This window comes from Vibrio sp. R12-SG2-ISO1 (assembly GCF_059834045.1).
The window spans coordinates 195,938-209,220 of sequence record NZ_JCBDGO010000008.1; the positions used below are offsets into that span (position 1 = coordinate 195,938).

Genomic DNA, 13,283 nt, shown 5'->3' on the forward strand with positions numbered 1-13,283 from the left:
CCTAAGTTGGTAGATAAGCAAGTAGAGAGGTGGCGAGTGGATTAGCGTTTGTTGAGGTAACGCGCTAACCACGCAGGACCGGAAAATCCAGTGTGCTGATCAAGCATGGCTCTGGCCGCTTCGCTTGGCGACGCTTTGCTTTCCCACATTTCTCCTAAAATTTGTTCATCAATTTCATGATCACCGAGCAGCGCATGAACACGCTCAGAATACAGTTTGCGGGCGAGGAGTTCTTTATCCATACATACCACCTTAAACAACTCTTTGAGAGTAGAATGAGTCAACCTTGAGCTTATTCGTATTGCCCGAACAGTGCGCCCTCATTTCACTGGCCTGCGACCTTCATTGACGATACAGAGAAGCAGATAATCAATTAACTCAGATTAATTGTTGAAACCAATCTGATATTAGTTTAATTGTAGCTTCAATATTGCGTGTGGCTTCACCGTTCGAAGCGGCGCAAAAATTTTACTTTTAAAAAAAAATAATTCTCGGAAGTATCGACTTAATGGAAAAGAAAACACTACTGACGCACTGTACAGACGCTGCGGGCCTGATTTCTAAAATCACTAACATCTGTTATAAGCATCAACTCAACATCATTCACAACAACGAATTTGTCGACAATACCAGCGGCCACTTCTTCATGCGTACCGAATTGGAAGGCTACTTTAATGATCAAACCTTGTTGGCCGATCTAGACCAAGCGCTACCTGCCGGTACGAAACGTAAATTGATTGGCTCTGAGCGCAAACGCATTGTCATTTTGGTCACCAAAGAAGCGCACTGCTTGGGTGATATTCTGATGAAAAATTACGATGGTAGCCTAGATGTTGAGATTGCGGCCGTGGTCGGTAACTACAACAACCTGCAAAGCCTGACAGAAAAGTTTGATATTCCTTATCACTGCGTCTCTCACGAAGGATTAAACCGTGAGGAGCATGAGCAGAAAATGCTGGAAGTGATTGAGCAGTATGAACCGCACTACTTAGTGCTCGCGAAATACATGCGCGTTCTTACTCCCTCTTTTGTCGAAAAGTACAATCACAAGATCATCAATATTCACCACAGCTTCTTGCCAGCGTTTATTGGCGCGAAACCTTATCAGCAAGCGTATGAGCGTGGTGTCAAAATCATCGGCGCAACGGCGCATTTTGTCACCAACGATCTCGATGAAGGCCCGATCATTAAGCAGGACGTGATTCCAGTCGATCATAACTTCAACGCCCAAGATATGGCGCAAGCAGGTCGCGATGTGGAGAAAAACGTTCTCAGCAAAGCGCTAACCAAAGTCCTTAATGACCATGTGTTTGTCTACGGAAACAAGACGGTCATTTTGTAACGCTTTCTCAGTAGGAATAAAAAAGCGCCAGATGGAGCGACTCCATCTGGCGTTTTCTATTGAACACATTAGAGCTTAATCGCCAGCTCGACCCCTTGTTTAATTGCACGCACCGCATCCAACTCACCGGCATAATCCGCGCCGCCAATCACATGCAGTTTGTCGCCAAACTTCTCCCATTCATTCTCAAACGGACGAACGGATTCTTGGCCCGCGCAGATGATCACTTTGTCGGCCTCGAGTAACTGCTTTTGTTCATCAATCGCAATGTGCAGGCCTTGGTCGTCAATCTTCTCGTAACTCACCCCACCGAGCAGGTGAACCCCACGTTTTTCCAGTGTGCGCTTATGAATCCAACCTGTGGTTTTTCCCGGACCTTTACCGACACGCCCTTTACGACGTTGCAACACCCAGACGGTTTTATCACTGAGCGAATCTGGGTAAGGGAACAAGCCGCCCGGATGTGAAATCGCTTTGTCGATCCCCCACTCATGCAGCCAATCGTCAAGATTGTGTCCTTGAGGCTCGGTGAGCATGGTGGCAACGTCGACACCAATGCCGCCGGCTCCCACAATCGCCACCTTGTCGCCAACGTAGGTTTTTTCGCGGATTAGAGTTTGGTAATCCACCACTTTCTCTTGGTTATCAATCCCCTCAATAGTCACTTTACGAGGTTCAACACCACTGGCCATGACCACTTCATCGTACTCCGCCAATAGATCGAAATTCGCTTCCGTCTCTAAATGGAGTTTGACGCCCGTTTCATCAATGCGGTTAGCAAAGTAGCGGATGGTTTCACGAAACTCTTCCTTGCCCGGGATCTGCATGGCAAGACGGAACTGACCACCGATACGATCACTGCGTTCAAACAAATCCACTTGATGGCCTCGCTCGGCCAAAGTCGTGGCACACGCCAGGCCAGCAGGACCTGCGCCCACCACGGCAATGTTTTTCGCCTTCTGCACCGGAGAGACAATCCACTCTTCCTCTCGACAGGCGAGCGGGTTGACTAAGCAGCTTGCACGTTTACCTTTGAAGACATTGTCCAGACAGGCTTGGTTACAACCGATGCAGGTGTTGATGAGCTTCGCCTTGTCCTGCTCGGCTTTGGCGACGAAATATGGGTCTGCTAAGAATGGACGCGCCATCGAGACCATATCCGCATGGCCACTCTCTAAGATTCGCTCCGCTTCATCGGGCATATTGATTCGGTTACACGTCACAATCGGCACATTGACATGCGGCTTCACTTTCTCGGTCACCCACGTAAACGCGCCTCGCGGGACTTGCGTCGCAATGGTTGGAATCCGCGCTTCGTGCCAGCCGATGCCGGTATTGATGATGGTGACCCCAGCCGCTTCTAGCGCTTTGGCAAGCATCACCACTTCATCAAATGTGCTGCCCTCTTCCACCAGATCCAGCATCGATAGACGGAAAATGATAATGAATTCTTCGCCAACCGCTTTACGAATGGCTTTGACGATCTCTAAGGGAAAGCGCATACGATTTTCGTAACTACCGCCCCAATCGTCGTAGCGCATATTGGTTCGTTTACAGATGAACTGGTTAATGAGATAACCTTCCGACCCCATCACTTCCACACCATCATATCCTGCCAACTGAGCTAACTGCGCGCTGTTTGCAAACGCATCGATGGTTTTCTTGATTTGACGAGTACTCATCTCACTCGGTGCAAAACGCGCAATGGGCGCTTTAATGGAAGAAGCACTTTGGGAGAAGGGGTGCATTGCATAGCGACCTGCGTGCAACAGTTGCAACGCAATCTTGCTGCCATGTTGGTGGACCGCTTCGGTCACGACCTTGTGTGCTTGCGCATGTTTCGGCTTACTGAATTCAGCCGAAAATGGATGAAGACGACCGCGCAAATTGGGCGAAAAGCCGCCCGTCACAATTAAACCGACACCGCCTTTGGCACGTTCAGCGTAGAAAGCGGCAAGTTTTCCAAGGCCTTCTTTCTGTTCTTCAAGGCCGGTGTGCATAGAGCCCATCAAGACACGGTTTCGAATCTGAGTAAAGCCGAGATCTAAGGGCTTGAGTAGGTTTGGGTACATGGCAGACATCACTATACTGTTTATTATTGTGGTCTGACCACGATATGAGCTTCTTTATAAAAAATCAAACAGGTGTTTACATTTTTGTAACACCGATCAATCTTACAGTTGTTCCACTCCACGAGTTTCAGTAGGATGGAGGGTGTCCGGACATCTAGGGTAACCCCATCACCTGCGTTGACTTCGCAGCGGAGATAGAATGAAAAAAATATTCAAAATCATAGGGATGATTTTCAAGGGAATGTGGAAACTGCTCACCTTCCTACGCATCGCCCTAACCAATCTGATCTTTTTGGCGAGCATCGCTGTTATCTACTTCCTCTACACCGCTACGGATGCCCCGCCGCCATCGGTGCCAAAAGAATCCGCACTCGTGCTTAACCTCTCTGGCCCGATTGTTGAGCAGCCTCGCTACATCAACGCGATGGACTCTTTGACCGGCTCCCTATTTGGCCAAGAGATGCCAAGAGAGAATGTCCTGTTTGAGCTGGTGGACACCATTCGCCACGCCAAAGACGACAACAGCATCAGCGGCCTAGTGCTCGCGCTGCGTGACATGCCGGAAACCAATCTCACGAAACTGCGTTACATCGCCAAAGCCTTGAATGAGTTCAAAGCATCGGGCAAGCCCATCTATGCGGTCGGGGACATCTACAACCAAAGCCAGTACTACCTCGCCAGCTACGCGGATAAAATTTATCTTGCCCCAGATGGCGCTGTGATGCTCAAAGGCTACAGCGCGTACTCGCTGTACTACAAAACCTTGCTCGAAAAGCTGGATGTCAGCACGCACGTTTTCCGTGTCGGCAGCTATAAATCGGCTGTGGAACCGTTTCTGCGTGATGATATGTCCGATGAAGCGCGTGAATCCGCGTCACGTTGGCTCGGTCAACTGTGGGGCGCGTACGTTGACGATGTGGCGACCAACCGCCAAATCAGTGCAGAAAAACTCAATCCAGATATGGATAGCTTCCTAACACTGCTTGAGCAATACCAAGGTGATTTAGCGGCACTCTCTAAAGGATTAGGCTTGGTGGATCAGCTAGCGACACGCCAACAAGTGCGCAGCGAACTGATCGACGTGTTTGGCAGTGATGGTGACGATAGCTACAACTACATCACTTACTATGAATACTTACCGACCATGCGCATGCCGCTGAACCTTGCGCAAGATGATATTGCCGTCGTGGTGGCAAGCGGCGCGATCATGGACGGCTCACAGCCGCGTGGTACCGTCGGTGGCGACACCACTGCTGCCTTACTTCGTCAAGCGCGCAGCGATGACAAGGTGAAAGCGGTCGTGTTGCGCGTTGACAGCCCCGGAGGCAGCGCCTTCGCCTCAGAAGTAATTCGCAATGAAGTCGAAGCGCTACGCGCGGCGGGCAAGCCTGTGGTGGTGTCGATGTCGAGCCTAGCGGCCTCTGGCGGTTACTGGATATCAATGAGCGCCGACAGCATTGTGGCGCAGCCAACGACGCTCACCGGGTCAATTGGTATCTTCAGTGTTATCACGACATTTGAAAAAGGGCTCAACAAACTCGGCATTTATACCGATGGCGTTGGCACATCACCCTTTTCTGATGTCGGTGTGACCACCGGTTTGTCAGACGGCGCTTCGCAAGCCATTCAGATGGGTATCGAGCATGGCTACCATCGCTTTGTCGGCTTGGTCAGCGACGCTCGAGATATTCCGCGCAAAGATATGGACGCGCTGGCACAAGGTCGCGTTTGGACGGGTCAAGACGCCCTAAACCTAGGCCTTATCGACAAAATTGGTGATTTTGACGATGCGATTGCACTCGCGGCTGAGCTTGCCAACGTCGAGGACTACAACATTTACTGGGTTGAAGAGCCGCTCTCGCCAGCGCAGCAGTTCTTGCAAGAGCTTATCAACCAAGTGGAAGTGCGCGTTGGCTTAGACGTAAGCGCGCTGCTACCCGCCTCACTCTCTCCCGTGATTCATCAATTGAGTAGTGATGCCGACCTATTGCAAAGCTTCAATGATCCTAAAGGTCACTATGCGTTTTGCTTGAACTGCCAAGTGCAATAGGACAAGCACTCCTCTGACCTAGGGCATGACAGCGCCACTCACGCTGCCATGCCCTTTTTTCTGCGAGTAATTGATATATAATCGCGCACACTTCCCTACATACGGTTTCTGAGTCATGGCTAGAAAACATATCTACATCGCCTACACAGGCGGAACAATTGGCATGAAAAAGTCACACGATCACGGTTACGTGCCGGTGGCTGGATTTATGGAAAAACAGCTCGCAAGTATGCCGGAGTTCCACCGCCCAGAAATGCCTGAATACACCATTCACGAATACGACCCGCTGATTGATTCGTCCGACATGACCCCGGCCGACTGGCAACAAATTGCTGACGACATCCGTGATAACTACGACAAGTACGACGGTTTTGTCATTCTTCACGGCACCGACACCATGGCGTACACCGCCTCCGCGCTCTCCTTCATGCTGGAGAACTTAGGTAAACCCGTGATTGTGACAGGCTCACAAATTCCACTGGCAGAACTGCGCTCTGACGGCCAAGCGAATTTGCTCAATGCCCTTCACATCGCTGCCAATTACCCCATCAACGAAGTGACGCTGTTTTTTAACAACAAACTGATGCGCGGTAACCGAAGCACAAAATCTCATGCCGACGGTTTTAATGCTTTTACATCACCTAACTTACCTCCTCTGCTGGAAGCGGGCATTAATATTCAAGTGAGTAAAGATGTCACGGTAGGCCAAATGCCGTGTGGCGAGTTTAAAGTGCATGATATTACCCCTCAGCCGATTGGTGTCATTACCATGTACCCTGGCATCTCGCATGAAGTCATTCGCAACACCCTGCTACAACCTGTGAATGCGATGATTCTGCTGACTTTTGGTGTTGGCAACGCGCCGCAAAACCCACAGCTTCTGGCTCATCTTCAAGAGGCGTCTGAACGTGGTGTGATCGTCGTGAATTTAACCCAGTGTTTGGCGGGTAAAGTCAACATGGGCGGTTACGCAACAGGCTGCGCCTTGGCTGAAGCGGGCGTGATCAGCGGCTTTGATATGACGCGCGAAGCGGCGCTAGCCAAACTGCATTATTTGCTCAGCCAAAACCTCTCTTACGACGAGGTAAAAGTGCAAATGCAACAGGTGCTGCGCGGCGAAATGACGCTCTAGTCCGATGTGACTCAAAACGAATCATAAAAAGGGGCTGATGTACAACATCAGCCCCTTTTTATTTCAACGATGATGACACCGATAGGTCATTAACCGATGTGCGTCGCGCCGCCCATGTAAGGTTGCAGCACAGCAGGAATCTCAATACGGCCATCGGCTTGTTGGTTGTTCTCAAGAATCGCCACCATAGTACGCCCCACTGCGAGGCCAGAGCCATTAAGTGTGTGGACCAACTCAGGCTTCTTCTCGCCTTTACGACGGAAACGCGCCTGCATACGACGAGCTTGGAAGTCCCACATGTTTGAACAAGATGAAATCTCACGGTAGGTCTGCTGCGCCGGTACCCAGACTTCCAAATCGTAAGTCTTACGCGCACCAAAGCCCATGTCACCGGTACATAGCACTACTTTACGGTAAGGAAGTTCAAGCAGTTGCAGAACTTTCTCAGCATGACCCGTAAGCTCTTCCAGTGCATCCATTGAATCTTCTGGTTTGGTGATTTGAACCAGCTCAACTTTGTCAAATTGGTGCATACGAATCAAACCACGCGTATCACGACCGTACGATCCCGCTTCAGAGCGGAAACAAGGGGTGTGCGCCGTCATCTTTAGAGGCAAATCCGCTTCATCAGAGATGGTGTCACGCACCATGTTGGTTACTGGTACTTCTGCCGTAGGAATCAATGAAAGACGACGCAGCTCTTCGTCGCTGGCTTTCTCTTCAAGCGGCTCGGTATGGAACAAGTCTTTACCAAACTTAGGTAGTTGTCCTGTGCCAAACAAGCTGTCAGAGTTAACAAGGTAAGGCACGTACATTTCCGTGTAGCCGTGCTGCTCAGTGTGCAAGTCCAGCATGAACTGTGCGATCGCACGGTGCAGGCGAGCAAACTGGCCTTTCATGACAATAAAGCGCGCGCCGGTGATCTTGGTGGCGCTAGCAAAATCAAGACCGCCTGCAATCTCACCTAAATCGACGTGATCTTTCACTTCGAAGTCGTAAGTTTTAGGTTCACCCCAACGTGAGATTTCCACGTTGTCGTTTTCGTCTTTACCGTCTGGCACATCCTCTGCTGGCAAGTTAGGCACAGATAACGTGATGTCATCGAGCTTTGCCATAATCACGTCCAGTTCCGCTTTTTTCGCGTCAAGATCGCTACCAAGAGAACCGATTTGCTTTTTGATCTCTTCTGCGCCGGCTTTGTCACCTTTCGCCATCAATTGACCGATCTGCTTGGAGATGGAGTTACGAGTGGATTGTAAATTTTCAACTTCGACTTGAATCGACTTGCGTTGCTCTTCAAGTGTGCGGATTGTCTCAACGTCAAGGTTAAAGCCTCGGCGCGCTAGTTTTGCAGCTGTGTCATCCAGCTCTGTACGAAGTAATTTAGAATCCAGCATTGTTAACCCTATGCTTATCAATAATGTGCTTTAAGAATGTGCGTTTCTGATTTTGGCCTGCCACTGTGGTGCTTGGCCAAAACCACAACCGAATAAATGTATCTAAAATAGGCGCTTATTCATAGCGCTTTTGTGGGCTTTTTGCGTCTAAACTAGCCAAGTAATCTAACTTTTCGCCAATTTTCGTTTCTAAGCCACGATTGGTCGGCTGATAGTATCGCGTTTCACTCATTTCTGGTGGCAAGTAGCGCTCGCCTGCAGCGTAGGCACCTGGCTCATCATGCGCGTAGCGATACTCCGCGCCGTAACCCAAGTCTTTCATCAAGCTAGTGGGCGCGTTGCGTAAATGGACAGGCACTTCGTACTCAGGCAGATTGTGTGCATCGGCCAAAGCTTGTTTCCAGGCACTATAAACCGCGTTGCTCTTTGGCGCACATGCGAGGTAGACCACCGCTTGCGCGATCGCTCGCTCACCTTCGGCCGGCCCGACTCTGGTAAAGCAATCCCAAGCCGATAGCGCCACTTGCATGGCTCTTGGATCCGCATTACCAATATCTTCCGACGCAATCGCCAACAGGCGTCTTGCGATATAAAGAGGATCGCACCCTGCGGCAATCATTCTCGCCGACCAATAGAGCGCAGCGTCGGGGTTAGACCCACGGATGGATTTATGCACCGCAGAAATCAGGTCGTACCAAATATCGCCTTTGTTATCAAAACGGGAGACTTTTTCACCTGCGACTTCGGCAAGCAGCGGCAAGGTAATGGCTTTGCGCCCCTGCGCATCATCTTGAGCCATGTCGTACAACAGCTCGAGATAATTGAGTGACATTCGTGCATCACCATTTACTAGCTCAGAAAGCCGCTCTAACACACCCTCGCCAAAGTCCGCGTCAATATGGCCGAGTCCGCGCTCGGTATCGTTAATCGCTTGATCAAGCGCTTGGCGGATTTCCGCTTGAGAAAGCGAAGTCAGTTTGTACACGCGAGCTCGTGATAACAGCGCATTATTAAGCTCAAACGAAGGGTTTTCTGTCGTAGCACCAATAAATGTGACAGTGCCATCTTCAATATGTGGCAGAAAAGCGTCTTGTTGTGATTTGTTAAAACGGTGCACCTCATCCACAAATAGGATGGTGCGTCTACCTGTCAGTTTGTTTTCACGTGCTTTTTCAATCGCAGCGCGAATCTCTTTCACCCCAGAGGTAACGGCCGAGACTCGCTCCACTTCGGCATTGGCGTAATTCGCGGCCACTTCCGCTAAGGTGGTTTTACCGGTGCCCGGTGGCCCCCATAAAATCATAGAGTGAATGTGACCAGCCTCCAATGCACGGCGCAGCGGTTTACCTTCACCGAGAATATGTTGCTGGCCGATGTATTGCTCCACCGTTTGCGGGCGCATTCGAGCGGCAAGAGGACGAAAATCTTCGTCCCCTAAAAAGTCTAACGAGTAATTACTCACCATTAGTTCCTTTGATCGTCCACTTCCACACCCTCAGGGATTTGGAACGTGAACTTATCGGCCGACGGCTTGCCAAGGCGGATATCATCAAAGACAAAGTTGCTGGTTTGCCCATCTTGCTCCACCACGCTAAACCCTTTGACCGCACCTTTCGAGTTAATTTCTAAGCGAAACTGACCTTGGTTTGAATCCACAGCAGTCGGAATAAGGGTAAACTGGTCGCCCTCTTGACTGACACGATAGTTATCCCAATCACTGGCTCGATTACGGGTAAGCAACACGAAAGGTGTCTGCTCCGTCGCCTGCTCTTGCGAATAAATGCTCACCTGCTCGATAAACGGGCTGTAGTACCACAAGCTCTCGCCGTCGGAGATCAATAAGTTTTCATCGGGTAACGTCGTTTCCCAACGAAAGAGGCTGGGTCTCGAAATATCGACTGTACCCTCACCTTGCATTACGACGTCGCCCTCTGGGCTGACCACTTTTTGACTGAAATTGGCACTGAAGCCTTCGGTTTTTTGTAGGCGCGCGTTGAGCTCATCTTTCGGCGCAGCAAGGACAGAACAACTCATCAAAAATAGAGCGGCTAATTTTTTCATTTAGGTTCCTTTTTTACACGTAGACCCAGTCTTTCGACCTACATCTCGGTATTTTGTTCTATTGACCACAGCACTGTTTGAATTTTCGGCCGCTTTCACACGGACAAGGATCGTTTCTACCGATCGATTTGTAAGGATTGACGCTTTGCGCTTTCGCTCCGACTAATTGCTCGTCGGCCGCTTGTGCCACTTCGATCAGCATCAGATCTAATTGGTCAACCAAATCCTCTAACGCAGGCGGCGTATCGATGCCCGCTTCACGCATTTGCTGTTGGGTTTGTTCTTGATCAATGGCCAGCATCATGGTGGTCAATAATGCCTGTAACATGCGCTCCGTGCCATCACTCAAGGTCAGGCCTTGCCACTGGGTTTCAATCGTCGGCCACAAGGTCATGAAGCCTTCTGCCACATCGGCCAGCTGCTCATCTCGCGGCTCAGCCAGCAACGCAAGCAGTGAGTAATCATTACGTTTGATCGCACTGTACTGGGCGGTGATATGTGACTCGATAAGATTCGCATCAACCTGATCAGACAAGAGCTCACCCACCCACTGCTGCGGGGCAAGTGGCTTGGTCGCTAGGTTAGCGGCCAAGGTAAGTCCTTCAAAAAACAAAGGCGATTCTTCACAGGTGGCGGGGTCAAGGATTAACAATTGATAGGTCATCTAGCTTCTTTTGGATTGGGAGAAACCGTCGCATTATACCCCTAGCTAGTGACAATCGAAAGCGAACCCACTAGAATCACGCCTCCCGCAAAGAGGTGAGTGTTATGCGCGTTGTTCTTGGCCCGATGGAGGGCGTCCTTGACCATTTAATGAGAGAAATTCTCACGGATATTAATGATTACGATCTGTGCGTCACCGAGTTTGTCCGTGTCGTGGACCAATTACTTCCAGAGCACGTTTTTCATCGTCTTTGTCCAGAATTACAACAAGGCTCTCAAACCAAATCAGGCGTGCCTGTTCATGTCCAACTGCTTGGTCAAGATCCACATTGGATGGCGGAAAATGCCCTGCGCGCAGTGGAGTTAGGTGCAAGAGGGATTGACCTTAACTTTGGCTGCCCGGCCAAGCTTGTGAATAAAAGTAAAGGTGGCGCCGCCTTATTGCAGCATCCTGAATTGATTCACAATGTCGTCAAAGCATGCCGCGACGCAGTGGATCCGCGCGTTCCTGTCAGCGCCAAAATCCGTTTAGGTTGGGAGAACCCGGAAGATTGCTTCGAGATTGTTGATGCCATTCAATCGGCCAACGCCGATGAGCTCACTGTGCATGCGCGCACCAAAACGGGCGGCTACAAAGCGAGTGAAATTAAGTGGGAGTACATTGACCAGATTCGACAACGTTTTTCTATCCCACTGATCGCCAACGGCGAGATCTGGAACTATCAAGATGGTCAAGCGTGTATCGAGACGACTGGAGTCGACTCACTCATGGTTTGCCGAGGCGCCTTCAACGTGCCCAATCTTGGCAACGTGGTCAAACACAATCACGCCCCAATGCCGTGGAAAGACGTCGTCAAGCTGCTACTGGTTTATTCGCAGTATGAGATGAAAGGCGATAAAGGGCTCTACTACCCGAACCGCGTGAAGCAGTGGTTCTCCTATTTGCGTCAGCAATACCCGCAAGCTGATGCTCTGTTTCGCGAAATTCGTACCTTCAACAAAGCTCAGCCTATCGTTGATCATATTGAGCGTTATCAAGCAACGCTGCTCGATACCGTCTCTTAAGCTTCGCTCAGAGCGATCATTTGGTTTTTACCGCGACTTTTTGCCAGGTAGAGTTGTTCATCTGCGAGTTTGAAGTGCAGGTCAAAATCCCCAAATCGGTCAGCGGGTACGATGTGCGCGCCGCCCGATACCGTGAATCCGCCCTCTACAACCTTAGCTGCCCCTTCTCGCACCACCTCCACCAAACGGTGTAGGGTCTTCTCTAAATCGGCCGCAGAATTCGCAGTAATGTACACAACAAATTCTTCGCCGCCGAATCTCGCCACCGCATCAGTGATACGCAGGCTTTGTGCTAGGATATCCGCCATATAACAAATGGCATCATCACCGATGTCATGGCCATAACGGTCATTAATGGTCTTAAAATCATCGATATCTAGGACCGCAAGGGCAACATACGCTTGGTGCTGGGTAGAGCGAAGAAAGGATTCAAGCCCGCGTCGATTGAGCAATCCTGTCATCGCGTCCTTCGCCGCTAAGTCTCTAAAATAGCGTCTCTCCTTAGCAGAGTTTGCAAACAGCAGCGTCATCACGCCGAAGAGATAAATACCGCCGATGACCACTAAGCTATAGCGCTGGGAAGAGATAAACTCACGGGTTTCCTGACGCCAGTCGACATCATAATAGACGACCTGTTCCCCTAAGACCCAGTCAGAGGCCAAGGTCAAAGTGCCATGAAATCCGTCGCTGCTGCTGATCAGTTCATCATGAGCAATGGCAAACCGTCCGGGTAAATGGGTGCGAGGCTTTAATAGCTCATCCACTAAAATGTCGAGTGAAATAACGCCTTTGTGCTCATAGCCTTCAAAAACGGGAATCGACATGCTCAAGGTATGGTCACCCGTAATAAAGTCTTTATAGGGCCCTATTAGCGTGATTCTATCGCGGTTTTTGAGGGATTCGTACCAATTGGGGTGAGCTTTAATATTCTCTAAATCGGCTTTGCTCACTCCTTTGAGCATACGGTCAGGCGATGAGATCACATACCCGTCAACATCAATGTAATCGATACCCGCGACATAGGCATCAATGTCGTGCAGGAAGGACAGCACCGGAGCGAGCGAGACTTTTCCCGCGACTTTTTGATACAAGGCGCTTGATTCATCGCACAAGCTCTCTTCACCGACCAGCATGTAGCTAATATCGACCGAAGGCAGATGTCGACTTTTGCTGTCGCTAAGCAAGGTCAAGTCGATAGGCCACATTTGGCATAGGCCATCGACAATACGGCTATTATGCCCGGACATTAAGCCATAATCAGAGCGCGCATAGTTGATAAAACTGTAGTCAAGCGCGGTGACAATTTTGGCCGAACGAAGCACCGCGGCGGCAATGCGGCCAAATTCCGTTTTCACATCCTGCTGACGAGCATGCAGATAGTTGGCAATCACTAAGGTTATGATCACCGCACTGACCACAAACGGCATCAAAAGTGCCGAGGTTAAACTAAAGCGGCGACGCACCTTCATCCCAACGATCCTTTACAAATTAACATAGCCTA

The 13,283-nt window shown here is 50.1% G+C and carries 11 protein-coding genes; 4 read left to right on the forward strand and 7 right to left on the reverse strand.

The genetic code is table 11. The annotated features are described in order from the left end of the window. Positions 1 to 41: 41 nt before the first annotated feature. On the reverse strand, positions 42 to 242 hold the full coding sequence (locus AC6R10_RS06295; protein ID WP_334552549.1) for a hypothetical protein: 201 nt from the start codon (positions 240 to 242) through the stop codon (positions 42 to 44). A 266-nt stretch (positions 243 to 508) separates the two neighbouring features. Between AC6R10_RS06295 and purU the strand changes: the two genes are divergently transcribed. Beyond that, the gene (gene purU / locus AC6R10_RS06300) at positions 509 to 1,342 is read left to right on the forward strand and encodes a formyltetrahydrofolate deformylase (protein WP_500671799.1); all 834 of its coding nucleotides are present in this window, start codon (positions 509 to 511) and stop codon (positions 1,340 to 1,342) included. Positions 1,343 to 1,410: 68 nt separating this feature from the next. Here purU and AC6R10_RS06305 read toward each other — a convergent pair whose 3' ends face one another. Next, positions 1,411 to 3,414, reverse strand: coding sequence for an FAD-dependent oxidoreductase (locus tag AC6R10_RS06305; protein ID WP_487901242.1), 2,004 nt, complete (start codon positions 3,412 to 3,414; stop codon positions 1,411 to 1,413). A gap of 199 nt (positions 3,415 to 3,613) precedes the next feature. Between AC6R10_RS06305 and sppA the strand changes: the two genes are divergently transcribed. Both sppA and ansA read left to right on the forward strand, forming a co-directional pair. After that, the gene (gene sppA, locus AC6R10_RS06310; RefSeq protein WP_500626094.1) at positions 3,614 to 5,464 is read left to right on the forward strand and encodes a signal peptide peptidase SppA; all 1,851 of its coding nucleotides are present in this window, start codon (positions 3,614 to 3,616) and stop codon (positions 5,462 to 5,464) included. A 115-nt stretch (positions 5,465 to 5,579) separates the two neighbouring features. Further along, positions 5,580 to 6,596, forward strand: coding sequence for an asparaginase (ansA, locus tag AC6R10_RS06315; protein WP_500630058.1), 1,017 nt, complete (start codon positions 5,580 to 5,582; stop codon positions 6,594 to 6,596). Positions 6,597 to 6,685: 89 nt separating this feature from the next. On the opposite strand, the gene serS is transcribed toward ansA, so the two are convergent. The 4 genes from serS to AC6R10_RS06335 all read right to left on the reverse strand — a co-directional run bounded on the left by serS (position 6,686) and on the right by AC6R10_RS06335 (position 10,718). After that, positions 6,686 to 7,993, reverse strand: a complete 1,308-nt coding sequence (gene serS / locus AC6R10_RS06320) for a serine--tRNA ligase (RefSeq protein ID WP_334552554.1) — start codon at positions 7,991 to 7,993, stop codon at positions 6,686 to 6,688. A 115-nt stretch (positions 7,994 to 8,108) separates the two neighbouring features. After that, positions 8,109 to 9,455: a replication-associated recombination protein A gene (locus AC6R10_RS06325; RefSeq protein WP_500672018.1), complete on the reverse strand. Its 1,347-nt coding sequence runs from the start codon at positions 9,453 to 9,455 to the stop codon at positions 8,109 to 8,111. A gap of 2 nt (positions 9,456 to 9,457) precedes the next feature. Beyond that, positions 9,458 to 10,054 carry an outer membrane lipoprotein periplasmic chaperone LolA gene (gene lolA, locus AC6R10_RS06330; protein ID WP_334552555.1) on the reverse strand — a complete coding sequence of 199 codons (597 nt, stop codon included), beginning with the start codon at positions 10,052 to 10,054 and terminating at the stop codon, positions 9,458 to 9,460. Positions 10,055 to 10,112: 58 nt separating this feature from the next. Beyond that, positions 10,113 to 10,718: an SEC-C metal-binding domain-containing protein gene (locus tag AC6R10_RS06335; RefSeq protein WP_500630057.1), complete on the reverse strand. Its 606-nt coding sequence runs from the start codon at positions 10,716 to 10,718 to the stop codon at positions 10,113 to 10,115. Positions 10,719 to 10,822: 104 nt separating this feature from the next. On the opposite strand from AC6R10_RS06335, the gene dusC reads away from it, so the two are divergent. After that, a complete protein-coding gene (gene dusC / locus AC6R10_RS06340; protein ID WP_500671800.1) occupies positions 10,823 to 11,782 on the forward strand; it encodes a tRNA dihydrouridine(16) synthase DusC in 960 nt (319 codons plus the stop codon). Here the strand turns inward: dusC and AC6R10_RS06345 are convergent. After that, a complete protein-coding gene (locus AC6R10_RS06345; RefSeq protein WP_500671801.1) occupies positions 11,779 to 13,251 on the reverse strand; it encodes a GGDEF domain-containing protein in 1,473 nt (490 codons plus the stop codon). The two genes, dusC and AC6R10_RS06345, sit on opposite strands and share 4 nt — an antisense overlap. Positions 13,252 to 13,283 lie beyond the last annotated feature (32 nt).

Coding starts and splice junctions, on each gene's coding strand:
- AC6R10_RS06295 (WP_334552549.1), bottom strand. CDS start 242: ATGGATAAAGAACTCCTCGCCCGCAAACTGTATTCTGAGCGTGTTCAT.
- purU (WP_500671799.1), top strand. CDS start 509: ATGGAAAAGAAAACACTACTGACGCACTGTACAGACGCTGCGGGCCTG.
- AC6R10_RS06305 (WP_487901242.1), bottom strand. CDS start 3,414: ATGTACCCAAACCTACTCAAGCCCTTAGATCTCGGCTTTACTCAGATT.
- sppA (WP_500626094.1), top strand. CDS start 3,614: ATGAAAAAAATATTCAAAATCATAGGGATGATTTTCAAGGGAATGTGG.
- ansA (WP_500630058.1), top strand. CDS start 5,580: ATGGCTAGAAAACATATCTACATCGCCTACACAGGCGGAACAATTGGC.
- serS (WP_334552554.1), bottom strand. CDS start 7,993: ATGCTGGATTCTAAATTACTTCGTACAGAGCTGGATGACACAGCTGCA.
- lolA (WP_334552555.1), bottom strand. CDS start 10,054: ATGAAAAAATTAGCCGCTCTATTTTTGATGAGTTGTTCTGTCCTTGCT.
- AC6R10_RS06335 (WP_500630057.1), bottom strand. CDS start 10,718: ATGACCTATCAATTGTTAATCCTTGACCCCGCCACCTGTGAAGAATCG.
- dusC (WP_500671800.1), top strand. CDS start 10,823: ATGCGCGTTGTTCTTGGCCCGATGGAGGGCGTCCTTGACCATTTAATG.
- AC6R10_RS06345 (WP_500671801.1), bottom strand. CDS start 13,251: ATGAAGGTGCGTCGCCGCTTTAGTTTAACCTCGGCACTTTTGATGCCG.